26 protein-coding genes are annotated in these 22,857 nt (G+C 63.6%); 18 read left to right on the top strand and 8 right to left on the bottom strand.

What is annotated here, in order from left to right; all coding sequences use genetic code 11:
• Nucleotides 1-195: 195 nt before the first annotated feature.
• The 4 genes from ACHMW7_RS25655 (at nt 196) to ACHMW7_RS25640 (ending at nt 3,126) form a co-directional block, all read left to right on the top strand.
• On the top strand, nt 196-933 hold the full coding sequence (locus tag ACHMW7_RS25655) for a class I SAM-dependent methyltransferase (RefSeq protein ID WP_395451440.1): 738 nt from the start codon (nt 196-198) through the stop codon (nt 931-933).
• A gap of 95 nt (nt 934-1,028) precedes the next feature.
• Nucleotides 1,029-1,481, top strand: coding sequence for a carbon monoxide dehydrogenase subunit G (locus ACHMW7_RS25650; protein WP_395448221.1), 453 nt, complete (start codon nt 1,029-1,031; stop codon nt 1,479-1,481).
• 256 nt (nt 1,482-1,737) lie between these two features.
• On the top strand, nt 1,738-2,376 hold the full coding sequence (locus ACHMW7_RS25645) for a class I SAM-dependent methyltransferase (protein ID WP_395448220.1): 639 nt from the start codon (nt 1,738-1,740) through the stop codon (nt 2,374-2,376).
• 276 nt (nt 2,377-2,652) lie between these two features.
• Nucleotides 2,653-3,126 (top strand): VOC family protein, encoded by a 474-nt coding sequence (locus ACHMW7_RS25640; protein WP_395451439.1) that lies wholly within the window; start codon nt 2,653-2,655, stop codon nt 3,124-3,126.
• Between the two features lie 96 nt (nt 3,127-3,222).
• On the opposite strand, the gene ACHMW7_RS25635 is transcribed toward ACHMW7_RS25640, so the two are convergent.
• The 5 genes from ACHMW7_RS25635 to ACHMW7_RS25615 form a co-directional block, all read right to left on the bottom strand.
• The gene (locus ACHMW7_RS25635; protein ID WP_395448219.1) at nt 3,223-3,639 is read right to left on the bottom strand and encodes a DUF1801 domain-containing protein; all 417 of its coding nucleotides are present in this window, start codon (nt 3,637-3,639) and stop codon (nt 3,223-3,225) included.
• Complete coding sequence (locus ACHMW7_RS25630) at nt 3,639-3,863, bottom strand: hypothetical protein (protein WP_395448218.1); 225 nt, start codon at nt 3,861-3,863, stop codon at nt 3,639-3,641. The genes ACHMW7_RS25635 and ACHMW7_RS25630 overlap by 1 nt, the downstream gene beginning before the upstream one ends.
• A gap of 35 nt (nt 3,864-3,898) precedes the next feature.
• Nucleotides 3,899-4,309 carry an SRPBCC domain-containing protein gene (locus ACHMW7_RS25625; protein ID WP_395448217.1) on the bottom strand — a complete coding sequence of 137 codons (411 nt, stop codon included), beginning with the start codon at nt 4,307-4,309 and terminating at the stop codon, nt 3,899-3,901.
• Nucleotides 4,306-4,629 (bottom strand): ArsR/SmtB family transcription factor, encoded by a 324-nt coding sequence (locus tag ACHMW7_RS25620; RefSeq protein WP_395448216.1) that lies wholly within the window; start codon nt 4,627-4,629, stop codon nt 4,306-4,308. Before ACHMW7_RS25620 ends, ACHMW7_RS25625 begins: the two co-directional genes overlap by 4 nt.
• 111 nt (nt 4,630-4,740) lie before the next feature.
• Nucleotides 4,741-5,427, bottom strand: a complete 687-nt coding sequence (locus ACHMW7_RS25615) for a TetR/AcrR family transcriptional regulator (RefSeq protein ID WP_395448215.1) — start codon at nt 5,425-5,427, stop codon at nt 4,741-4,743.
• A gap of 193 nt (nt 5,428-5,620) precedes the next feature.
• Here ACHMW7_RS25615 and ACHMW7_RS25610 point away from each other — a divergent pair, with 193 nt between their 5' ends.
• Nucleotides 5,621-6,109: a RidA family protein gene (locus tag ACHMW7_RS25610; RefSeq protein WP_395448214.1), complete on the top strand. Its 489-nt coding sequence runs from the start codon at nt 5,621-5,623 to the stop codon at nt 6,107-6,109.
• 226 nt (nt 6,110-6,335) lie between these two features.
• Here ACHMW7_RS25610 and ACHMW7_RS25605 read toward each other — a convergent pair whose 3' ends face one another.
• Nucleotides 6,336-8,609: a long-chain fatty acid--CoA ligase gene (locus ACHMW7_RS25605; protein ID WP_395448213.1), complete on the bottom strand. Its 2,274-nt coding sequence runs from the start codon at nt 8,607-8,609 to the stop codon at nt 6,336-6,338.
• A gap of 481 nt (nt 8,610-9,090) precedes the next feature.
• On the opposite strand from ACHMW7_RS25605, the gene ACHMW7_RS25600 reads away from it, so the two are divergent.
• The 13 genes from ACHMW7_RS25600 to ACHMW7_RS25540 all read left to right on the top strand — a co-directional run bounded on the left by ACHMW7_RS25600 (nt 9,091) and on the right by ACHMW7_RS25540 (nt 21,135).
• Entirely contained in the window at nt 9,091-10,686 is a 1,596-nt protein-coding gene (locus ACHMW7_RS25600; RefSeq protein ID WP_395448212.1) for an ABC transporter substrate-binding protein, read from the top strand.
• A gap of 110 nt (nt 10,687-10,796) precedes the next feature.
• A complete protein-coding gene (locus ACHMW7_RS25595; RefSeq protein ID WP_395448211.1) occupies nt 10,797-11,801 on the top strand; it encodes an ABC transporter permease subunit in 1,005 nt (334 codons plus the stop codon).
• Between the two features lie 9 nt (nt 11,802-11,810).
• On the top strand, nt 11,811-12,719 hold the full coding sequence (locus tag ACHMW7_RS25590; protein WP_395448210.1) for an ABC transporter permease subunit: 909 nt from the start codon (nt 11,811-11,813) through the stop codon (nt 12,717-12,719).
• A gap of 1 nt (nt 12,720) precedes the next feature.
• Nucleotides 12,721-13,572, top strand: a complete 852-nt coding sequence (locus tag ACHMW7_RS25585) for an ABC transporter ATP-binding protein (protein ID WP_214393863.1) — start codon at nt 12,721-12,723, stop codon at nt 13,570-13,572.
• Nucleotides 13,569-14,396, top strand: coding sequence for an ABC transporter ATP-binding protein (locus ACHMW7_RS25580; protein ID WP_395448209.1), 828 nt, complete (start codon nt 13,569-13,571; stop codon nt 14,394-14,396). The genes ACHMW7_RS25585 and ACHMW7_RS25580 overlap by 4 nt, the downstream gene beginning before the upstream one ends.
• Nucleotides 14,397-14,737: 341 nt before the next feature.
• The gene (locus ACHMW7_RS25575; RefSeq protein WP_395448208.1) at nt 14,738-16,345 is read left to right on the top strand and encodes an ABC transporter substrate-binding protein; all 1,608 of its coding nucleotides are present in this window, start codon (nt 14,738-14,740) and stop codon (nt 16,343-16,345) included.
• Nucleotides 16,346-16,632: 287 nt separating this feature from the next.
• Nucleotides 16,633-17,619 carry an ABC transporter permease gene (locus tag ACHMW7_RS25570; RefSeq protein WP_395448207.1) on the top strand — a complete coding sequence of 329 codons (987 nt, stop codon included), beginning with the start codon at nt 16,633-16,635 and terminating at the stop codon, nt 17,617-17,619.
• Nucleotides 17,616-18,443 (top strand): ABC transporter permease, encoded by an 828-nt coding sequence (locus ACHMW7_RS25565; protein ID WP_395448206.1) that lies wholly within the window; start codon nt 17,616-17,618, stop codon nt 18,441-18,443. The genes ACHMW7_RS25570 and ACHMW7_RS25565 overlap by 4 nt, the downstream gene beginning before the upstream one ends.
• The gene (locus ACHMW7_RS25560) at nt 18,443-19,195 is read left to right on the top strand and encodes an ABC transporter ATP-binding protein (RefSeq protein ID WP_395448205.1); all 753 of its coding nucleotides are present in this window, start codon (nt 18,443-18,445) and stop codon (nt 19,193-19,195) included. Before ACHMW7_RS25565 ends, ACHMW7_RS25560 begins: the two co-directional genes overlap by 1 nt.
• Nucleotides 19,192-19,983, top strand: coding sequence for an ATP-binding cassette domain-containing protein (locus ACHMW7_RS25555; RefSeq protein WP_395448204.1), 792 nt, complete (start codon nt 19,192-19,194; stop codon nt 19,981-19,983). The genes ACHMW7_RS25560 and ACHMW7_RS25555 overlap by 4 nt, the downstream gene beginning before the upstream one ends.
• Nucleotides 19,980-20,483 carry an L-2-amino-thiazoline-4-carboxylic acid hydrolase gene (locus ACHMW7_RS25550; RefSeq protein ID WP_395448203.1) on the top strand — a complete coding sequence of 168 codons (504 nt, stop codon included), beginning with the start codon at nt 19,980-19,982 and terminating at the stop codon, nt 20,481-20,483. The genes ACHMW7_RS25555 and ACHMW7_RS25550 overlap by 4 nt, the downstream gene beginning before the upstream one ends.
• 95 nt (nt 20,484-20,578) lie before the next feature.
• Nucleotides 20,579-20,767, top strand: a complete 189-nt coding sequence (locus ACHMW7_RS25545; protein WP_395448202.1) for a YegP family protein — start codon at nt 20,579-20,581, stop codon at nt 20,765-20,767.
• Nucleotides 20,768-20,880: 113 nt separating this feature from the next.
• Nucleotides 20,881-21,135 carry a GlsB/YeaQ/YmgE family stress response membrane protein gene (locus tag ACHMW7_RS25540; RefSeq protein WP_395448201.1) on the top strand — a complete coding sequence of 85 codons (255 nt, stop codon included), beginning with the start codon at nt 20,881-20,883 and terminating at the stop codon, nt 21,133-21,135.
• A gap of 66 nt (nt 21,136-21,201) precedes the next feature.
• Here ACHMW7_RS25540 and ACHMW7_RS25535 read toward each other — a convergent pair whose 3' ends face one another.
• Both ACHMW7_RS25535 and ACHMW7_RS25530 read right to left on the bottom strand, forming a co-directional pair.
• Entirely contained in the window at nt 21,202-22,125 is a 924-nt protein-coding gene (locus ACHMW7_RS25535) for an acyl-CoA desaturase (RefSeq protein ID WP_395448200.1), read from the bottom strand.
• A gap of 330 nt (nt 22,126-22,455) precedes the next feature.
• The gene (locus ACHMW7_RS25530) at nt 22,456-22,722 is read right to left on the bottom strand and encodes a hypothetical protein (protein WP_395448199.1); all 267 of its coding nucleotides are present in this window, start codon (nt 22,720-22,722) and stop codon (nt 22,456-22,458) included.
• Nucleotides 22,723-22,857: the final 135 nt, after the last annotated feature.

Genomic DNA, 22,857 nt, shown 5'->3' with positions numbered 1-22,857 from the left:
CCCGAAATCCGGACCTGCATCGTTATGGCAAGGACCAAATCGCTGCAAGGGCGACGAAGGATGCAGCTTGCGGGATGCGGCACCAGACATCGTGTGGCGCAACTTTCGCCCGGCAGCTGGTCCGGCATGCGAGGCTTTTCTCGCCGCGTTGCGATGGTATGAATACGCCGCCAGCATGGGAGCAGCAGTGCCTTGATTGACGACCGCCTCTACATCGACCCCGAGCTTGTCCAGTTCTACGACCTTGAGAACGAAGGCGGTGAGGACGTCGACTTCATCATGCAGTTCGTCGGCGCTGCCCGCAGCGTGCTCGATCTCGGCTGCGGCACCGGCGCGCTGACGGTGATGCTGGCGCACGGCCGTGCCGTCACAGGCGCCGACCCGGCGCCAGCCATGCTCGATGTCGCTCGCAAGCGCCCCGGCGGCGACCACGTCGAGTGGGTCGAAGGCGATGCGCGTTCGCTGCGCCTCGGCAAGAGCTTCGACCTTGTGCTGCTGACCGGCCACGCCTTCCAGGTGTTCCTGACAGCCGAGGACCAGCGCGCCGCGCTCGACACCATTGCCGCCCATCTCGCGCCGGGCGGCCGCTTCATCTTCGACACCCGCAATCCGCTGGCCAGGGAATGGCTGGAATGGGGGCCTGACGATTCGCGGCGCACAATCGAGCACCCGACCTTCGGCGCCGTCGAGGCCTGGAACGACGCCGTCCAGGACGAGGCGACGGGCATCGTCACCTACGACACGTTCTACCGCATCCCGATTGACGGGCGGCAGTTCCATGCCCGGTCGCGCATTGCCTTTTGCGAGAAGGAACCGCTCGCCGCGATGATGGCCGAGGCCGGGCTTGTCGTCGACCGTTGGCTCGGCAACTGGCACGGCGCGCCCTATACGCCCGGCATGGACGAGATCATCCCGATCGGCCGCAAGGCCTGACCCCGATCGGCCGCAAGGCCTGATCCGGGCGCCGCAATGGACAAGCGCCGGACGCTGCGTTACCCCTCAAGGATAGGCATTCGGGAGGATAACGCATGGCCCTGGTGATCGAAGGCGAAGAAAAGATCGCGGCACCCATCGGCGTGGTGTGGCAGGCGCTCAACGATCCCGCCGTGCTCAAGGACAGCATCCCTGGCTGCGAGAGCCTGGAGATGAGTTCGCCGACCGAGATGGCCGCCAAGGTGGTGCTCAAGATCGGGCCGATCAAGGCGACCTTCACCGGCGAGGTGACGCTGAAGAACCTCAAGCCGCCGCACTCCTATACCATCGTTGGCGAAGGCAAGGGCGGCATCGCCGGCTTCGCCAAGGGCGGCGCCGACGTCACGCTGACCGAGGACGGGCCCGATGCGACGATCCTCAAATACGAGGCCAAGGCCGATGTCGGCGGCAAGATCGCCCAGCTCGGCAGCCGCCTGATCACCTCGACCTCGAAGAAGCTGGCCGGCCAGTTTTTCTCGACCTTCGGCGAGAAGGTGGGCGGAGCGTAGGATTTCTCGCGCTGCGGGGGGCGGCGGCAAGGTAGCATCCTACATTTCTCCTCTGGCCTGCCGCCTATCTCCCCCACAGCTGGGGAGATTAGTCACGTCCCCGGCGGCGCCCATCCTGCGAGTTCGCAAGAAGCAACAAACAGGCATTGCTACGTTCGTGATTGCCGGGGCCCTGATGAAAGCGTGAGCCGGGCGACTTGCTGACGTCACGCCGTTCGGGCGAGTTTCTCGGCGCTTAGCAAAGGAGTACCCCGTTGTGAGCACGGCAAGCGACGCCCGTTTCTGGGACCGGACGTCCCGGAAGTATGCCACGGCCGCGATTGCGGATCGGGTCGGATATGAGCGCACGCTGGACCGGACCCGCGCGTTGATGGGACCTCGCGCCCGGGTGCTGGAGCTGGGCTGCGGAACGGGAACAACGGCACTGCTGCTTGCAGGTGACGTGAAAAGCTACCTTGCGACGGACATCTCATCTGAAATGATCGCGATAGCCGAGGTGAAACACGCCGTCGACCCGAAGCCTGGGCTATCCTTCCGCACCGCGACCGCGGAGACGCTTGAGCCCGGGGTCGGGCAGTTCGACGCGGTGCTCGGGTTCAACTATCTCCATCTCGTCCGCGACCTGCCTGGCACGCTGCGCCGCATTCATGGCCTGCTGGCAGCCGATGGCCTGTTCATCTCCAAAACCCCTTGTGTCGGGGAGATGAATCTGCTCATCCGCCTTGCCTTGTTGCCCGCGATGCGGGCGATCGGCAAGGCGCCCTATGCCAACGTCTTTCGCGTGGCGGAACTGAGCCAGTTCCTATCTGCTGCCGGCTTCGACATTCTCGCCACTGAGGCCCACGCAACCAAGGCCAATGAGGCCCGTCCCTACATCGTGGCGCGCAAGAGGTGATTTCCGCGGGCAAGGCTGTCCGCTCTTGCTTCGACGCGCTTTCGCACATTGCTGGCAGAAGGTGCTCGCTGGAGCGGTGATAGCTGCAATGAACCCCGGGAATCGTCGGCTCTCGACCCAAAGCGGACAGCGACGTTAAGGTAAGCTGCCCTTTGCGAACGGGTGAGGCCGTCGCTTTCCGGGGGGTGGACAAAAACGGTTGGCTGCCTATTTCGGAAGTGGGCGGAAAACACGGCCGAAATTTTGGTTTCAAAGCGAAGGGTATGCGCGATGACAATTGCCAAGAACACGATCTGCCTGTGGTACGACAAGGACGCCGAGGCTGCCGCCCGCTTCTATGCCGAGATTTTTCCCAACAGTGCCGTGAAAGCGGCCCATCGAGCTCCCGGCGACTACCCGTCCGGCAAGGAGGGCGACGTGCTGACGGTGGAATTCACCGTCGCCGGCATCCCTTGCCTCGGCCTCAACGGAGGTCCCGCGTTCCAGCACAACGAAGCCTTCTCGTTCCAGATCGCCACCGACGATCAGGCGGAGACCGACCGCTACTGGAACGCCATCGTCGGCAATGGTGGTCAGGAAAGCGCCTGCGGCTGGTGCAAGGACAAGTGGGGCGTCAACTGGCAGATCACGCCACGCGTGCTGACCGAGGCGCTGGCCATTGGCGGCGGTGAAGCCAAGCGCGCCTTTGCCGCGATGATGGATATGAGGAAGATCGACGTCGCTGCAATCGAGGCGGCACGACGCGGCTGACGATCCTGGTCGAGTCGTCGCCTCCATTGACGCAATCGCCGTTCTTGAGCTGCTGAGGCCCTGCTGAATAAGCAGCGCCTGTCAGGCTGGTGCGTTTCACATCTTCACCCCGGGCAGGGCGCTGGCGTGCCTGACCCAGTCCGAGAACTGCTGCTCGTCGAACGGGCAGTCTTCGTAGATGTCGAGATAGCGCACGTCGGCCTGCTTCGACGTGCCGGGCGGGAGCGGGGTGAGCGACGCACCCTTGAAGAAGGCGACCTTGACGTATTTGGTCAGGCAGTGGAAGCCGAGGAACCAGATGTCCTTCTCGGTGCCGTAGAAGGGCGAGTTCCACTTCACCGCCTTGGCGACACCAGGAACCGCCCCGGTGATGAGGGCATCGAGGCGGCGCCCGATGTCCTGTTTCCAACCGGGCATGGCGTCGATGTAGGACTGGACGACGGCGTCGCCATAACCCTTCGCGATCTGCGGATTGCCGCCGGAAAGCAGCTTGGGTGCTGGGTCTTTCCCCATCAGGCTTGGCCCTTGGAAGCTGGCACACCATCCCGCTGCCCGCTCAGATAGGGCAGGAAGAACATGTAGAGCCCGGTCGGCAGAAGCACGGCGAGCGGGGGCAGGGGCAGATAGTAGAACCACTCGGGCAGGGTGGTGATGGCCATGCCGGCAAAGATCGATGCGACGATCAGGCTGAACAGGAGCGAGGTCAAGCGATGGATGATGCGGATCGCTTGGTTCATTGCAATACTCCCTGAAATCGATGGCGTCGCTGCGGTCAGTCGAGCTTGGCGACGACGTTGCCCAGTTGGTCGAAGAAGCGCGGCCAGCCGACCGATGCACCCTGGAAGTAGGCCTTCTGGGCAGTGGTGAAGCCGCGCTGCTCCATGCGCAGGCTTGTGCCCGATGGGGTGGGGGCGAGCGTCCAGGTGACGATGCTCCGGAGGTCCTTGGTGTCCCAGCGATAGGACAGCGCCCGGTGCTCCTCGACGGTCTCGACCTCGCAATCGACCTGGCCCCAGTCGGCGGAGAGCGTGAAGCGGCGGCCGGCCACAGGGCTGAAATCGTTGTTCATCAGCCATTCGGCGATGAGATGCGGCTGGGTCAAAGCGCGCCAGAGCTTTTCGGGCGGATAGGGAAAGTCGCGTTCGACCACGACCGAGCGCGTGGTTTCCATTGTTTCGGTCATTGGTCCATCCTCTTGAGTAAATTGTCGAGATCGTCGAATCGGTCGCTCCAGAAACCGGACATCTCTGTCGTCCAGTCGGTCAGCGTCCTGAGCGCGTCGCGCTCGGCGCTGTAATAGGTGTAGCGGCCTTCATGCCGGTCACGCACCAGCCCAGCGGCCTTCAGGATCTTGAGGTGCTTGGACACAACCGGCTGCGATACGCCGGCCTCGCCCAGGAGACCGACGACGGTGGTGTCACCATTGCGGCAGAGACGCTCGAACAGGCCGCGGCGTGTCGGATCGGAAAGCGCGCGAAAGATCGCGTCCTGAGGTTCGGTCATAACTCATACCCAAATGACTATGAGATAACGCATAGCCAATTGGGTATGGGACTGTCAATGCCCCGTGACGTATGAGCAAACGTCCGCTCTCCCCCTTTTGGGGAACATTCATTACCTTGGAGCGAGGCCATCGAGCAGGAAGTCGAGGCCTTTCCGGAAAGCGCCGTCCCAATCGTTGTCCAGCAGCAGGCGGGAGCGTTCGATTGTCGGGTAGCGTTCGCTGAGGCGCGTAAGGCGCTGCTGTGCGGCGGCCTTGTCGTCATCCGAGAGGTCGAAATTCGCGCGGGTGATGGTGGCGCCCATCACATAGTTCCAGAGCGACCATATCGCGGCGTTCAGATCTGCGTCCGCTACGCCGGCTGCGGACAGTGTCTTGCTCAGCAGTTCCAGGCGACCGAGGATGTTCGGGCCGAGCGCCCGGCGCGGCAACAGCGATGCCGACCAGGGATGGCGCAGCATGCTGGCGCGCCAGTCTTCGAGCATATGAAAGACTTCTCCGCGCCAGCCCTGAGGCTCAGCCGTCCCAGGCGGTCCGCGATATTCGAGCGCCAAGTCGAGCGCCAGGTCAAAGACATCCTCTTTGTTGTCGACGTGCCAATACAGGCTCATCACGCCCGAGCCGAGGCGATCGGCCAGCCGACGCATCGTCAATCCGTCACGTCCCTGGGCATCCAGCAATTCGACCGCAGTCGCCACGATGCGTTCTCGCGAGAGCGGCGGTTCACTGCGCGGCTCCTGCACGGGCTGGAGTGGCCGTCGGGACCGTTTGCTCCGGGTGCCGCTACCTTTGGCTGCCATTCGTTTCCTCGCTGGTCGCAACCGCGATTTTGGCAGCCAACGTCAGCAATGTCGATGCTGGGCAGTTGACTAGTACACTGTACCATACGATGACTCGGACATCGTACGAGCCATCGCATGGCGATGGCTCAAAGTTCGATCATGCCGGCCGCGAGGGTACGTTGCTCGCAGCCCGCGGAGCCGAGAGAAAACAATGTCACGCGCAATCAAGCATCTGCTTATCGGAGGGCTAATCGTCATGACCATGGGAGTTCCCACTGCAACGACAGCGAATGAGACTGATCGCAAGTTGACCATCGTCAATCCACCAAACCTCCACGACCCGTCGCCGAATGGCTACAGCACGGCGGTGATTGTGCCCAACAATTCAAGGGTGGCCTACATCTCCGGGCAGGGCGGCCAAGACAGCACGGGGGCCCTGTCGCCCGACTTCGCTGCCCAGGTTAAGCAGGCCTACGCGAACTTGCGCGCCGCGCTTGATGCGCTCGGGGCCAGGCCGGATCAGGTCGCCAAGCTCACGGTCTTCGTGGTCGATCACGATATGTCCAAGCTTGGGGTGTTGACCCAGAACGTCAAGGAAATGTTTGGTGAGACGCTGCCGGCGCAGACGCTGGTCCCGGTTCCCAAGCTTGCGATTGACCCCATGCTCTTCGAGGTCGAAGCCGTCGTGGTTCTGGAGTAGTGGCGCCGGTCGCCCTCAGGCTGTCCAAAGGCCGGCTGTCGCAAATGTCGCTCACGAAAGTTGGCTTCATGATGCGACCGAATTTTGCCACGGCTCGAACGACCTGAAGCCAGCCTTGTCGGACGTAGAGAAGGGCATGGCCGATCAAACGCGCGCCTCAAACAAATCGGCCACCGTGGAGAATTATTCCACGGTGGCCGATTGATGTTCAGGATAGGGCGGAGACTTACCCCCTGAGTTCGCGCCTGAGGATCTTGCCGACATTGGTTTTCGGCAATTCGGTGCGGAACTCGATGTATTTCGGTCGCTTGTAGCCGGTCAGGTTTTCGCGGCAGTAGGCAATCAGCGTCTCGACGGTGAGGTTGGGGTCCTTGCGCACGACGAACAGTTTTGGCACTTCGCCCGAATGCTCGTCCGGCACGCCGATGGCCGCGACCTCGAGCACGCCGGGATGCTGGGCGACAACGTCTTCGAGTTCGTTCGGATAGACGTTGAAGCCCGAGACCAGGATCATGTCCTTCTTACGGTCGACGATCTTGGTGAAACCACGCTCGTCCATGAAGCCCATGTCACCGGACTTGAAGTAGCCGTCCGAGGTCATCACCTTGGCGGTCTCGTCGGGGCGGTTCCAGTAGCCGGCCATCACCTGCGGTCCCCTGATGCAGATCTCGCCGACCTCGCCGAGCGGCATGTCGTTGTCGTCCTCGCCGCGGATGGCGATTTCGGTCGAGGGCAGGGGCAGGCCGATGGTGCCGGTGAAATCGGGCGACGAACACTTGTTGGCGGTTGCCACCGGCGAGGTTTCCGACAGGCCATAGCCCTCGGTGATGTGGTTGCCCGTCGCCTTCTTCCAGCGCTCGGCGACCGGCCTTTGCACCGCCATGCCGCCGCCCAAGCTGAGGATCAGGCCGCTGAAGTCGAGCTTGCGGAAGTCTTCATTGTTGGTCAGCGCGTTGAACAGCGTGTTGAGGCCGGGGAAGATGTTGAACTTGAACTTGCCCAGCTCCTTGACGAAGCCGGGGATGTCGCGCGGGTTGGGGATCAGCACGTTGAGCGCGCCCTGCTGCATGCCCATCAGCGCGTTCACCGTGAGCGCGAAGATATGATAGAGCGGCAGCGCGCAGACGAAGGTCAGATGCGGCGGCTTCGGCCGCACGGTGTAGGCGTCCTCGACCCACAGTGCCAACTGGGCGACGTTGGCCAGCACGTTGGAGTGGATCAGCATCGCGCCCTTCGAGACGCCTGTCGTGCCGCCGGTATATTGCAGGAAGGCGATGTCGTCGGCCTTGACCGCGACCGGCTTGAAGCTGAGGCCGGAGCCTTCCTTCATCGCGGTCAGGAACTTGACGTGGCCGGGCAGCGACCAGGCCGGCACCAGCTTCTTGACCTTGCGCACGACGAGATTGACCAGCAGGCCCTTGAGCCCGAGCATCTCGCCCATCGAGGCAACGACGACGTGCCTGACCTGGGTCCTGGCGACGACGGCCTGCAGCGTGGTGGCGAAGTTTTCGAGGATGATGATGGCTTCGGCGCCCGAGTCCTTGAGCTGGTGCTCGAGCTCGCGCGGCGTGTAGAGCGGGTTGACGTTCACCACCGTGTAGCCGGCGCGCAGGATCGCCATCATCGCGACCGGATATTGCAGCACGTTGGGCATCATGATCGCGACGCGCGCGCCCTTGGCCAGGCCCTTCGACTGCAACCATGCGGCGAAGGCGGTCGACATGCGCTCGAGTTCGCCATAGCTCAGCGACTTGCCCATGCATGAGAAGGCCGGGCGGCCGGCATATTGACGGCAGGCTTCGGTGAGGAGATCGCCGATCGAGCTGTGGGCGAGCGGCGGCATTTCGGCCGGAACGTTGGCCGGGTAGCTCTTCAGCCACGGCTTGGCGCCGGACTTGACTGCCTTGGCAGGTGCGGCAGCCTTGGCCGCGGGTGCTGCCTTCGCCGCCGGTGCCTTGGCGGCAGGCTTGGCCTTGGCGGTCGGAGCCTTTGCCTTGGCAGCTGGCTTCGGCATTTCGGCGATCTTGGCCGGCGCGGCTGCTGCGGGCTTGGGTTGCGTGGCCGCGACCTTGGCGGCGGGGACCGACTTCGCCTTGGCCGGGGCAGTCCTTGGTGCCGGCTTCGGCGCGGCTGGCTTTGCGGCTTCGGACTTCACGGGCGCGGCCTTGGCCGCGGGTTTCGTTGCTGCTGCCTTGACCGGGGCCGGCTTGGATGGCGCGGCCTTCACAGTCGCGGCGGCCTTGGCGGCGGCGGGCTTTGCCTCGGCCTTGTTGGCCGGTGCCTTGGTTGCAGGCTTGGCGGCAGGTTTGGTTGACTGGGCCTTGGGCGAAGCGGTCGCCTTGGCTGGCGCCACGGCTGCGGCCTTGACCGGCGCGGCTTTCGCCGCCGCTGTCCTGGCAGGCGCTGCTTTGGCTACGGCGGCCTTCGCTGCGGGTTTGGTTTCGGGCCTGGTCGCATCGGCTGGCTTGGCGGCCGCCTTCGTGGTTGCGGTCTTTGCCATGCTTGCCTTGCCGGTCGATTTAGCCAATGCAGCCTCCCTGGTTGTTCTTGTTTCCGGCGTTGATAGTCCGCCGGCTTTCGCCCTCGTCCACGTCGCAGCGCCGCAAGAACAGTGCCGCGTCGGGGCATGTTGTAGTTGTTTGTATTGCGACATGACGTTAACGGCAAGTATCACCCAACGTCACCTCGCAGAACGAATTTTAGGATTCGCAGTTATATCCAGATGGACCAGCAAGAGCGTTCGAATTGCCGTCCGCCGCGATGATAAAACTTGGCGCCACCGAATCTAACGCGAAGTGCAAATGCCGGTTCCGGCAATGGAAAACGCCAATTTTCGACTATTTCGAAGTCATCTGTGGGTAAATTATTCTGCTTACCAAAGGGCAGGTAGGCGGGGAGTTCCAAAGCTGGATAAACGGTGCTTATATGCGCGCCTGCGAGCCTGACGGGTAGGGCTTGGGAAAAATCATAGGGAGTGTTCAATGTTGAAAAAAACGACCTTTGCGGCCGCGTTGCTGGCTGCAACCGTCCTCAGCGGTGCGGCGAGCGCAAAGACGTTCGTGTACTGCTCGGAAGGTTCGCCGGAAGGCTTTGATCCAGGCCTCTACACCGCCGGTACGACCTTCGACGCCGCCGCGCACACTGTCTACAACCGCCTGCTTGAGTTCAAGAAGGGCACCACCGAGACCGAGCCGGGCCTGGCCGAGAGCTACACGGTTTCCGACGATGGCCTGGAGTACACTTTCAAGCTGCGTCCGGGCGTCAAGTACCAGACCACCGAGTTCTTCACGCCGAGCCGTGACTTCAACGCCGACGACGTCGTGTTCTCGTTCGAGCGCCAGCTGAAGGCTGACAATCCCTGGAACAAGTACGTGACCGGCGCTTCGTGGGAATACGCTGCCGGCATGGGCTTCCCGGAAGTGATCAAGTCGGTCGAGAAGGTCGACGACCTGACCGTCAAGATCTCCCTGACGCGCAAGGAAGCGCCGTTCCTCGCCAACATCGCGATGCCGTTCGCTTCGATCGTGTCGAAGGAATATGCCGACAAGCTGCAGGCTGACGGCAAGATGAACCAGATGAACCAGCAGCCGCTCGGCACCGGTCCGTTCGCGTTCGTCGCCTACCAGCAGGACGCCATCATCCGCTACAAGGCCAACCCGGATTACTGGGGCGGCAAGCAGAAGATCGACGACCTCGTCTTCGCGATCACCCCTGACGCGTCGGTTCGCTATCAGAAGCTGAAGGCCGGCGAATGCCACCTGATGCCGTTCCCGAACGCTGCCGACGTGGCCGCGATGAAGGCTGACTCGAACCTGAAGGTCGTGGAGCAGGCTGGCCTGAACGTCGCCTACCTCGCCTACAACACCACCCAGGCTCCGTTCGACAAGCCGGAAGTCCGCAAGGCGCTCAACCAGGCCATCAACAAGCAGGCCATCGTCGACGCGGTGTTCCAGGGTGCTGCAACGCCTGCAACCAACCCGATCCCGCCGACCATGTGGTCGTACAACAAGGCCGTCGAAGACGATAAGTATGATCCGGAAGCATCGAAGAAGGGTCTTGAAGCCGCTGGCGTCAAGGACCTCAAGATGAAGGTCTGGGCGATGCCGGTTTCGCGTCCCTACATGCTCAACGCCCGCCGCGCGGCGGAGCTGATCCAGTCCGATTTCGCCAAGGTTGGCGTCACGGTCGAGATCGTCTCCTACGAGTGGGCCGAGTACCTCGACAAGTCGAAGGCCAAGGATCGTGACGGCGCCGTCATGCTCGGCTGGACCGGCGACAATGGCGATCCGGACAACTTCCTCGACACCCTGCTTGGTTGCGACGCCGTCGGCGGCAACAACCGCGCCCAGTGGTGCAACAAGGAGTTCGACGACCTGGTGACCAAGGCCAAGGAGACCTCCGACATTGCCGAGCGCACCAAGCTCTACGAGCAGGCGCAGGTCGTGTTCAAGAAGGATGCTCCCTGGGCAACCATCGACCACTCGCTGTCGATCGTTCCGATGCGCAAGGGCGTCGAAGGCTTCGTTCAGAGCCCGCTCGGCGACTTCGCTTTCGACGGTGTTGACATCACGGAGTAAGGTTGCCTAAACAGGCCAGCCTTGGGTTGGGGCGCTTGGATCACAAGCGCCCCAATGCACATTTTGTGCTACCCTTACCTTTTCTCGGAACATTCACTTAAAGGTTCGACATGCTCCGGTTCCTGTTGGGACGGCTCGCCGTCCTTATCCCGACATTCGTCGGTGTCTCCATCATCGCATTCTCGTTCATCCGACTGCTGCCTGGCGATCCTGTCGCTCTGCTGTCAGGCGAACGCGTCATGTCGCCCGAACGGCACGCGGAAATCTCCGCCCAGCTCGGCTTCGACCGGCCCATCGTCATCCAGTACCTCGACTATCTCTGGGGCGTGGTGCGCGGCGATTTCGGCACGTCGATCGTCACCAAGCGGCCGGTTGTCGACCAGTTCTTCGAACTGTTCCCGGCGACCGTCGAGCTTTCGCTCTGCGCCATCATCTTCGCCATCGTGCTCGGCGTTCCCGCTGGCATCATCGCTGCGATCAAGCGCGGCTCCTTCGCCGACCAGGCGATGATGGGAACGGCACTCGTCGGCTTCTCGATGCCGATCTTCTGGTGGGGCTTGCTGCTGATCATGCTGATATCAGGCATGCTCGGCTGGACGCCCGTCTCTGGTCGCATCTCGCTGATGTTCTATTTCCCGCCCGTCACCGGCTTCATGCTGATCGACTCGTTGCTCTCAGGCCAGGCCGGCGCTTTCAAGTCGGCCGTCAGCCACCTGATCCTGCCGACCATCGTGCTGGGCACCATTCCGCTCGCTGTCATTGCGCGCCAGACGCGCTCGGCGATGCTGGAAGTGCTGTCGGAGGATTATGTCCGCACCGCGCGTGCCAAGGGCCTGTCGACCTTCCGTGTCGTCGGCGTCCATGCGCTGCGCAACGCCATGATCCCGGTCGTCACCACGATCGGCCTGCAGGTCGGCGTGATGCTTGCCGGCGCGATCCTGACAGAGACGATCTTCTCCTGGCCGGGTATCGGCAAGTGGATGGTCGATTCCGTGTCGCGGCGCGACTATGCGGTCATCCAGGGCGGCCTGCTGATGATCGCCGCGGTCATCATGCTGGTGAACCTTGCCGTGGACCTGCTCTACGGTCTCATCAATCCGCGTATCCGGCACTAGGAGGGCGTCATGTCACAAGCTGCTGCAACCAGCGCCGTCTCGACCGATCCGTCCCGCCGGGCGCGATTGGCCGAATTCTGGTACTACTTTTCCGAAAACCGCGGCGCCGTCATCGGCCTCGTGTTCTTCATCTTTCTCGTGTTGGTGGCGATCTTCGCGCCGCTGATCGCGCCGCACGATCCGACCCAGCAATACCGCGACGCGGTTCTGGTTCCGCCGGTCTGGCAGGAGGGCGGCCGCGCCGGCTTCCTGCTCGGCACTGACGCGGTCGGCCGCGACATGCTTTCGCGCCTGATCTACGGCACCCAGTTCTCGCTGTTCGTCGGCGTCATCGTGACGACGCTGTCGCTTGTCGTCGGCGTTGTCTTCGGCGTCATTGCCGGCTATTTCCGCGGCTGGGTCGACACCGCCATCATGCGGGTGATGGACATCATTCTCGCATTCCCGTCGCTGCTGCTTGCCCTCGTGCTGGTGGCCATCCTCGGGCCGGGCCTGGTCAACGCGATGATCGCGATTTCGCTCGTCTACCAGCCGCATTTCGTGCGCCTGGCGCGCGCGGCCGTGATGAGCGAAAAGTCCCGCGACTACGTCGTTGCCGCCAAGGTCGCCGGCGCCAGCCATACCCGGCTGATGTTCAAGACCATCCTGCCGAACTGCATGGCACCGCTGATCGTCCAGGCGACGCTGTCGTTTTCGTCCGCCATTCTCGACGCCGCGGCACTGGGCTTCCTCGGCATGGGTGCGCAGCCGCCGACGCCGGAATGGGGCACCATGCTGGCCGAGGCCCGCGAGTTCATCCAGAGCAAGTGGTGGGTGGTGACGCTTCCGGGCGTGGCGATCCTCATCACCGTGCTGGCGATCAACCTGATGGGCGATGGCCTGCGCGATGCGCTCGATCCCAAGCTGAAGAGGTCCTGACATGGCGCTTCTCGAAATCGAAAACCTTGTCGTCGAGTTCCAGACGGCCTCCGGTCCGTTCCGGGCGGTCAACGGCGTGTCGATGAAGGTCCACGAGCGCGAGGTTCTTGCCATCGTCGGCGAATCCGGTTCGGGCAAGTCGGTGTCGATGCTGGCGGCGATGGGGCTTTTGCCCTGGACGGCCAATGTCACCGCCGACAAGCTGACGTTCAACGGCCGCGACCTGCTGGCGATGCCCGCCAACGAACGGCGCAAGATCATCGGCAAGGACATTGCCATGATCTTCCAGGAGCCGGTGGCGAGCCTCAACCCGTGCTTCACCGTCGGCTTCCAGATCGAGGAAGTGCTGCGCGTGCACATGGGCCTCGACAAGTCCGCCCGCCGCAAGCGCGCGATCGAACTGTTCCAGTCGGTCGGCATTGCCGATCCGGCGGAGCGCCTTGGTTCCTACCCGCACCAGATGTCGGGCGGCCAGTGCCAGCGCGTGATGATCGCCATCGCGATCGCCTGCAACCCGAAGCTGCTCATCGCCGACGAGCCGACCACAGCACTCGACGTGACGATCCAGAAGCAGATCCTCGATCTGCTGATGAAGCTGCAGGCCGACCATGGCATGGGCCTGATCATGATCACCCACAACATGGGCGTCGTGGCCGAGACCGCCGACCGCGTGGTCGTGCAGTACAAGGGCCGCAAGATGGAAGAAGCCGACGTGCTGACGCTGTTCGAGAATCCGAAGAGCAACTACACGCGCGCGCTGCTGGCGGCATTGCCCGACAATGCGACGGGCGACCGGCTGCCGACGATCTCCGAACTCTTCGTCGACGACCAGGTGGAAGGGGCTGCACGATGAGCGTCATTCTCGAAGCGCGCAACATCGTGCGCGACTACCATGTGCCCGGCAGCTTTCTGAAGAAGGCCAAGACCGTTCATGCCGTCAAGGGCGTGAGCTTCCAGGTCGAGAAGGGCAAGACGCTGGCGATCGTCGGCGAAAGCGGCTGCGGCAAGTCCACGCTCGGCCGCATCCTGACGCTGATCGACCCGGCGACGTCGGGCGACTTGCTGCTCGAAGGCAACAAGGTCGACATCGCCAAGGGGGATCTCACGCCGGAGATGCGCCGCAAGGTGCAGATCGTCTTCCAGAACCCTTATGGTTCGCTCAACCCGCGCCAGAAGATCGGCGACATCCTGACCGAGCCGCTGGTCATCAACACCAACACGCCGGCCGACGAACGCCGCGACCGGGCGATGGCGCTGCTGAAGAAGGTTGGCCTCGAAGACAAGCATTACAACCGCTATCCGCACATGTTCTCAGGTGGCCAGCGCCAGCGCATCGCCATCGCGCGTGCCCTGATGCTGAACCCGAAGCTGCTGGTGCTGGATGAGCCCGTCTCGGCGCTCGACCTGTCGGTGCAGGCCCAGGTGCTGAACCTGCTTGCCGACCTGCAGGACGAGTTCCAGCTGACCTACGTCTTCATCAGCCACGACCTCAGTGTGGTGCGCTACATCGCCGACGAGGTGATGGTGATGTATTTCGGCGAGGCGGTCGAATATGGCAGCCGCGACGAGGTCTTCGCCGACCCCAAGCACAGCTACACCAAGACGCTGTTTGCGGCGACGCCACGCGCTGACGTCGAAAGCATCCGCGCCCGCCTGGCCAAGAAGAAGGCCGCCTGAACGGCGACCTGACGTCGACTGACTGTTCGCTGCTTCGGCCCGGAAATCGGAAACGGTTTCCGGGCCGACGCATTTGAGAGGCGATCACGCGGGCGTTGCGGTGCTCAAGGAGCACAATGTTTTGGGCCAGCACCCCAAAAAGCCAATTTCGTCTCTCGCAAATCGGCATTCCCGGATCATAATCCCGGCCATGACTACAGCGCCGCGCGTCCATTTGGACGCGCAACGGACGCTGTGAAGTTGGATCGGTGCATGATCCTTTCTGAAAATCGATTCCGATTTTCGGGGTCATGCACCAGGCGGGCCGGCGATGTCGCCGTGCCGAGGGCATGGAGGCTGACATGGCGGGTTTCAAAATTTCCAGGCGCAAGGTGCTGGCCGGGTCGGCTTTCCTGCTGGCCTCGACGGCGCTGCCATCGATTGGCTGGACCCAAGCGAAAAAGGGCGGGCGCCTTGTCGTGGCGGCTGATTCCGAGCCGCGCAACCTGAACCCGGCGATCGTTGCCTCCAACGGCGTGTTCTTCGTTTCGAGCAAGGTCGTCGAGCCGCTGGCCGAAGCTTCGTTCGATGGCGAGGGCGGGCTTGAGCCCAGGCTTGCGACAAGCTGGGAAGGATCGGATGACGGGTTGTCGGTGACCTTCAAGCTGCGCCAGGGCGTGACCTGGCACGACGGCAAGCCCTTCACCTCCGCTGACGTGGCGTTCTCGGCGCTCAGCATCTGGAAGCCGCTGCAAAATCTTGGCCGCGTCGTGTTCAAGAACCTCGAGGCGGTCGACACCCCTGACGCGCACACGGCAATCTTCAAGTTCTCCAAGCCGACGCCGCTGCAACTGGTCAAGAATGCGCTGCCGGCGCTGACGTCTGTGGTGCCCAGGCACGTCTACGAGGGCAGCGACATTGCCGCAAACCCGGCCAACAACGCGCCTGTTGGCACCGGGCCATTCAAGTTCGCCGAGCACAAGGCCGGCGAATTTTACCGGCTCGAGCGTTACGACAAATACTGGGGCGAAAGCGAGCCGGCGCTCGATGAGATCATCTACCGCGTGCTGCCCGACCGTGCCGCGGCGGCCGGCGCGCTGGAAGCCGAGGAGATCCAGCTGGCGGCGTTTTCGGCGGTACCGCTGGCCGACCTCGAACGAATTTCCAAGGTGCCGGGCATCAAGGTCATCACCGAGGGCTACGAGGCGCTGACCTATCAGCTGGTGGTCGAAATCAACCATCGCCGCAAGGAGCTGGCCGACCTCAAAGTGCGCCAGGCGATCGCGCATGCCATCGACAAGGATTTCGTCGTCAAGACGATCTTCCTTGGCTACGCCAAGCCGGCGACTGGGCCGGTGCCGCAGAACGACAAGCAGTTCTACACATCAGATGTGCCGGCCTATGGCTTCGACGTCGCCAAGGCCAATGCGCTGCTCGACGAGGCTGGATATCCCAAGAAGGACGACGGCAAGCGCTTTGCCCTGAAGCTTCTGCCGGCACCCTATTTCAACGAGACCAAGCAGTTTGGTGACTATCTGCGCCAGGCGCTGGCGGCTGTCGGTATCGATGCCGAACTGGTCAACAACGACTCGGCCGCGCATCAGAAGGCGGTCTACACCGACCACGCCTTCGACCTTGCCATCGCCCCGCCGGTGTTCCGTGGCGACCCGGCGATCTCGACGACGATCCTGGTGCAGTCGGGCATTCCCGACGGCGTACCGTTCTCCAACCAGGGCGGCTACAAGAACGAGGCGCTCGACGCGCTGATCGCCAAGGCGGCGGAGACGCTCGACGCCAAGGCACGCACGGAGCTCTACAACGAGTTCCAGAAGAAGGTGGTCGAGGAGCTGCCGCTGATCAACGTCGCCGAATGGGGCTTCATCACCGTTGCCCGCGACACGGTCAAGAACGTTGCCAACAACCCGCGCTGGGCGGTTTCGAACTGGGCGGACACCTATGTCGAAACGTGACATCATCTCTCCAGTTGGGATGATGACCCGTTATTGAGCATGCCCTTCACATTTGTGGTGCCTTACGTTGCCCCCCTCTGGCCTGCCGGCCATCTCCCCCTCAAGGCAGGAGATCGGCCGGTGGGGGTCTTGGCGCGCGTATCTGCAACGCTGACGGAAAGACGCTGCTTCGATGACAGCCGATCTCCCCCCTTGAGGGGGAGATGGCCGGCAGGCCAGAGGGGGGTGAGAAGGAACGACCCGCCCGCCAGGGGCTCTCTCCCCACAAGGGCGAGGGCAGGACGCGCATGAACCGCGCATTTCGCCTCCTCCGGCGCCGGCTGGTCGGCAGCATTCCGGTGCTGCTGATCGTTGTCGTCGGCTCGTTCCTGTTGCTCGAGACAGCGCCCGGCGATGCTGTCGACGCCTACATCGTTTCCGTTGGCGGCGACGCCGGCATGATCGAGGCGCTGCGCCAGAGCTGGGGGCTCGATGCCTCGCCGGCGACGCGGCTTGCCGCCTATCTCTGGGCGCTCTTGCATCTCGACCTCGGTCACTCCGTCGCCCTGTCGCGGCCGGTGCTATCGGTGGTGCTGGAGCGGTTGCCCAACACGCTGCTGTTGATGGGCAGTGCCACGGCACTTTCGTTCTTCCTCGGCACCGCGCTCGGCATCGTCGCGGGCTCGCGGCCGGGAGGTTTTCGCGACCGCTTCCTGTCGATCGGCTCGCTGGCGTTGTATGCCGTGCCCGGCTTCTGGCTGGCTTTGGTTCTGACGATCGTCTTTTCGGTGCAGCTGCGCTGGCTGCCGCTCGCCGGCATGGAAACCATCGCCTCGGGCAAGACTGGCCTTTCGCGCGGGCTCGATATTGCGCGCCATCTGGTGCTGCCGGTGACGAGCCTCGGCATCATCTATCTCGCGCTTTACCTCAGGATGATGCGCGCCGGCATGGCCGAGGTCTGGCGCATGGACTTTACCCTTGCGGCGCGTGCCCGGGGCATCGGCCGCAGGCGTATCGTCTGGCGCCATGTCGCGCGCAACGCGCTTCTGCCGCTGGTCACCATGCTCGGCCTGCAATCGGCGGCGATGCTCGGCGGCAGTGTCGTGATCGAAAGCGTGTTTTCGGTGCCTGGCCTCGGCCGGCTGGCACAGGAGGCGGTGGGCGCGCGCGACACGCCGCTGCTGATCGGCATCATACTGGTCAGCGCCGTGCTGGTGATCGTCATCAACCTGCTGGTCGATATCGCCTATGCCGCGCTTGATCCGCGCGTTGGTGCCAGCGAGGCCGGTGCATGACGCTGCGCCGCCTGACCCGCTCGCCCGAGGCCGTGGCCGGCTTCGTCATTCTCGGTTGCCTGGTGCTGATGGCCCTGTTGGCACCGGTGCTGTTTCCGCGCGATCCGCTGTCGATTGCCGGGGCGCCTTTGTTGCGGCCGTTTCAGGACTGGGCGTTGCCACTCGGCACCGACAGGCTCGGCCGCGACGTGCTGGCCGGGCTGTTCCATGGCGCGCGCACCTCGCTGGCCGTCGGGCTTGCGGCGGCGACCGCCTCGATCCTGGTCGGCAGCGTGGTCGGCACTGTCGCCGGCTTCGCTGGCGGGCTTGTCGACGAGGTGCTGATGCGCATCACCGACGCGTTCCAGACCGTGCCGGGGTTCCTGTTGTCGCTGGCGCTGGTCAGTGTCGTCGGACCTTCGCTCGGGGTCGTCGTTGCGGCGATCGCGCTCAGCGCCTGGACCGGGCCGGCGCGCATCGCGCGGGCCGAAGTGCTGTCGATCCGCGAGCGCGATTATGTCGCCAGCGCGCGGGTCATCGGCATGCGTCCGCTCGAAATCGCCTTCCGCGAGGTGCTGCCCAACGCGCTGCCGCCGGTGCTGGCGCTGTCGTCGGTGATCGTCGCCGCCGCGATCCTGACCGAGGCGGCGCTGTCCTTCCTTGGATTGGGCGATCCCAACCGCGTCACCTGGGGCGGCATGATTGCGGAGGGCAGGGCGGTGCTGCGTTCGGCGCCATTCCTCTCCATCATCCCCGGCATCGCCCTGGTGCTCGCCGTACTCGGCGTCTATCTCGCCGGCGAAGGCATCGTCGAAAGCGCGGCCACCAGGCGGGGGAACGCCTGATGCCGCTGCTCCATGTGCGCGGACTTGGCGTCCGCTACGACAATGATGTCCTGGCTCTCGAGGGTGTTGACCTCGATCTCGACGCCGGCGAACGCCTGGCGATCATCGGTGAGAGCGGTTCGGGCAAGAGCACGCTGGCGCGTGCTATCGCCGGGCTGCTGCCGCCGGCGGCGACGGTTGAAGGCAGCATTGCTTGGCCGGAACTCGGACGTGTGGCGCGAAACGGCCGCGACATCGGCTTTGTTTTCCAGGATCCGGGATCGAGCCTCGATCCTGTCATTTCGGTCGGCGCTCAGGTCGCCGAGGTGGTCCGTGTCAATCTCGACATGGCCTGGCCGGCGGCGCGCAGATTGGCTGTCGAACTGCTCGACCGGGTCAAACTGCCGGAGCCGGCATTGCTGGCCAAGGCCTATCCGCACCAGCTTTCCGGCGGTCAGAAACAGCGCGTGGCGATTGCCGCAGCGATTGCCGCCGGGCCAAGGCTCTTGATCGCCGACGAGGCGACGAGCGCGCTCGACACCATCGTCCAGGCCGAGATCGTTTCGCTGATCCGCGGCCTGGTCGACGAGGACGGCATGGCGCTGTTGTTCGTCAGCCATGACATCGCATTGGCGGCCAACCTCGCCGACAACATTGCCGTGTTCCGGCATGGCCGTCTGGTCGAGGCAGGGATGACGGGTGAGATGATCGCGGCACCGGTGAGCGACTACACCCGCGCGCTGCTCGACGCGCATCTGGGGCTCGACGCATGAGCCCGGCGTTGCTTGAGGTCGCGGGCCTGTCGAAGCGTTTTTCGCGCGGCGGCAAGGGCTTTGCCGCACTCGACGGTGTCGGCTTTTCCATCGCCGCGGGCGAGACACTGGCACTTGTTGGGCCCTCAGGCAGCGGCAAGTCGACGGTGGCGCGCATCCTGCTCCGGCTGATCGAAGCCGACGCCGGCAGCATACGCTTCGAGGGCGAGGATCTGCTGCGGCTAAGAGGTGGTGCGCTCCGGGCGACGCGAGCAAGGCTGCAGATGGTGTTCCAGGATCCGCTGGCAGCATTCAATCCGCGCGCGACGGTTGCGCGGCTGCTTGACGATCCGCTGCGCATCCATGGCATTGTCGACAGGGGCGGGCGGCCAACGGCGATTGCAACGTTGCTGGAGCGCGTCGGGCTTGCCGCCGAGCTTGCCGGGCGCGCCGTGCACGAAATCTCGGGCGGCCAGCGCCAGCGCGTCGCGATAGCACGTGCCCTTGCCACCAAACCGGCGCTGATCGTGCTCGACGAGGCGGTATCGGCGCTCGATGTTTTGGTGCGCGCCGATATCCTGCGCCTGCTCGCCGGTCTGCAAAAAGACGAGGGTATCGCTTATCTTTTCATCTCGCACGACCTGGGCGCGGTGCGTGCCGTCGCCCACCGCATCGCCATCATTGATGGCGGCAAGATCGTCGAACAGGGCGCGGCGCGGGCGGTGATCGCAAGCCCTGCTTCCGCGACCGGCAAGGCGCTGGTGGCGGCCACGCCCGAACTGCCTGTTACCAAGGAGACCGTTTCGTGACCGAACATGCCGCAAGGGCGGAGAAACTTGCCGCCGAACTCGACGCGGCCTTTCGCAACCGCGCCGACCTGTACCGGCTGATGCTGGACGAACTGGCTGTCGATCTGGGCGACGACAAGGCCGAGGAGATCCTGGTGCGGGCGATCGAAAAGCGCGGCCGCGAGGTCGCCGAAGTGGCCTTCGCCCAGTTCGGACCGAACGACGCGCGTGCCATCGGCGAGGCGTTCCTGGCTGTCAGCCCCGATGGCGGGCGGATGTATCCGACCGATGTCGAGCGCAGCGACCACCACATCGCCTTCAAGGTCAAGCGTTGCCCGCTGAAGGACGCCTGGGTCGATGCCGGCGTCGGCGATGACAGGCTGGCGACCTTGTGCCGGATCGCCGGTGCCTTCGATCGCGGCCTGTTCGAGGCGACCGGCGTGCGCTTCGACAATGTCACCTGGACGCCGGGCCACGGCTCCGGCTGCTGCCACATCTGCCTGACCGACCGTGACGGCTGAAAGCCCAAATCGCGGGACGATGGACTTCGCCCGGCGGGTCATGCGACGATTCCGCTACCGGCGTGAGTCGTGGGCCGGCAACATGAGGCAAGGCGATGTACAAATTCGAGGTCTACAAGGACAAGGGCGGCGAGTTCCGCTTCCGCTTCAGGGCGTCCAACGGCGAGGTGATGTTCGGTTCGGAAGGCTACGCGGCCAAGGCATCGGCGCTGAAGGCGATCGAGTCGATCAAGAAGAACGCACCAGGTGCCGCCGTCGAAGACCAGACCACGGCCACCGCCTGATCCTGCACTGCCGCGGGTCCAGCTGGACGCGCACCATCGTTGAACCAGCGTATCGAGCTTTCCGAAAACCTGAGCGGGGTTCCGGGCCGATGCGCGAAATCAGGAGAGATCATATGGGTATCGAAAGCCTTCTTATCTTCCTCATCGTCGGTGCGGTCGCCGGCTGGCTCGCAGGCCAACTCGTCAAGGGTTATGGCTTCGGCCTGATCGGCAACATCGTCGTCGGCATCGTTGGCGCGCTGATTGCCGGTTGGCTGTTTCCGGCCATCGGCATCAGCCTTGGCTCGGGCATCATCGCCGCCATCATCCACGCGACGATCGGTGCGGTGATCCTGCTGGTGCTGCTGAGGCTGGTCAAACAGGCGTAGCAAAGCGGCCCAAAGCTTCTAGAGATCGCCGGCAAGCGCTGCTTCGCCGGCGATTTCTTTGGGACGTCAGTCAGTATGCCGCCGTGGCTCGGCGATCTTGTCGGCCAGTCCGAGCAGTCCAAGCAGCCGGATCGACAGGTAGGTCACATCGAATTCCCACCAGTGGTGGCCGTGGCGCGCCGAGCGCGGGTCGGCATGGTGGTTGTTGTGCCAGCCCTCGCCATTGCTGAGCAGACCGACGATCATGTTGTTGGTGCTGTCGTCGCTGGTTTCGTAGTTGCGGTAACCCCAGACATGGGTGACCGAATTGACCGACCAGGTGATGTGCCAGGTAATGACGGTGCGCAGGAACACGCCCCAGACCAGCAGGCTGAGGCCGAACTGCAGGGCTTCGCCTGTCGCCTGCCCGGCGATCAGGCTGGCGGCCACGCCGCCGCCGAAAAATGCCGCCCACGAGGCCAGGATGATGCCGAGATAGACATGCGGCTTGTCGAGCTTGCGGTAGAACGGGTCGCGGACGATGTCCTTGGCGTAGCGTCCGTAGATCTGCATGCGCTCCATGTCGGGCGATCTGACCATCAGCCAGCCGACATGGGCCCAGAGGAAGTTGATGACCGGGCTGTGCGGGTCGGGCTCCTCGTCGGCATGTTCATGATGGCGGCGATGCACGGCCACCCAGCGCGCCGGCGTGTCCTGGAAGGCGCAGACGGCGATGATCGCCAGCCCGTGCTCCAGCCATTTCGGGCAGGTGAAGCCGCGATGGGTGAGCAGGCGATGGTAACAGAGATTGATGCCCAGCGTGCCGAAGACATAGATGCCGGCAATGCAGAGGATGACACCGGTCCAGCTGAAGAACCACGGCAGCAAGGCATAAAGTGCCACGAGATGGTAGAAGGCGAGGCCGCTGACATTGAGCCAGTCGATACGCGCCAGCAGCGGCTGACGCATAACGGCGTGGGTGGCGGACGACTCCGCGGTCTGGTCGGACATGCTTGCTCCCCGTCGTGGCCCGGAACGCGTCTTGGCGATCGAGCCACCTCCTCCATTTCGAGCGAGGTTGCGCAGTTTCTAATGCATGGTCAAGTCAAGTTCGGGATTGGCTCGAAATATGCGTGTGGCGGGCGAGCCGCCAGTTGGGCACGGCCTGTTGCGACGGCAGATGCAACGGCGGCCAGATCACAGGAGATGGGCAGATCGCCCGGCCGACAAATGTGGGGCCATGTCAGCGATGAAGGCTGGCGCGGTCACCGACTGGGCGCCAATGGACAGGTTCGCCGTCGTTGCGCCAAGCGCAGCGTCGCGGGAACCTGTCTTCCGCATTCAGTCGTGGTGCAGGCAATTGTCGCAAAGTCCGAATTTCCAGGCAGCCGCCGTCACGCCGGTGAAGCGATTGTGGCAGTGGACGCATTCCAGATTGCCACCTTCTTCGTCGCGCGAAGGCCGTGAAAGAATTTTTTGTATCGCGAAATAACTCTCGCGTCGGCGAAGCAATGCGTCCCGGGCCTCGCGCTGTGAGTAAGATAGTTGATTTGCCATGCCAAGCACCGCCCAATTTTTTATCTTTTGCCCTCGGTAATACTCGCTCATCAATCGTCTGGGTCAACTAGATCGATAGATTGATGCGGCGCTGTTCGTCCCTGGTTTGTGCATGGAACACAGCTTTTGCCGATCAATTTTTTGTTTCCGCAGCGCATGGAAAACACGCGTGGCGTTAATTCTCCC

Source organism: Aminobacter sp. UC22_36 (genome assembly GCF_044056035.1).
Taxonomy (GTDB): domain Bacteria; phylum Pseudomonadota; class Alphaproteobacteria; order Rhizobiales; family Rhizobiaceae; genus Aminobacter.
The sequence above is the reverse complement of the archived record's forward strand: the minus strand, read 5'-3'. Positions and strand labels throughout refer to the sequence as shown.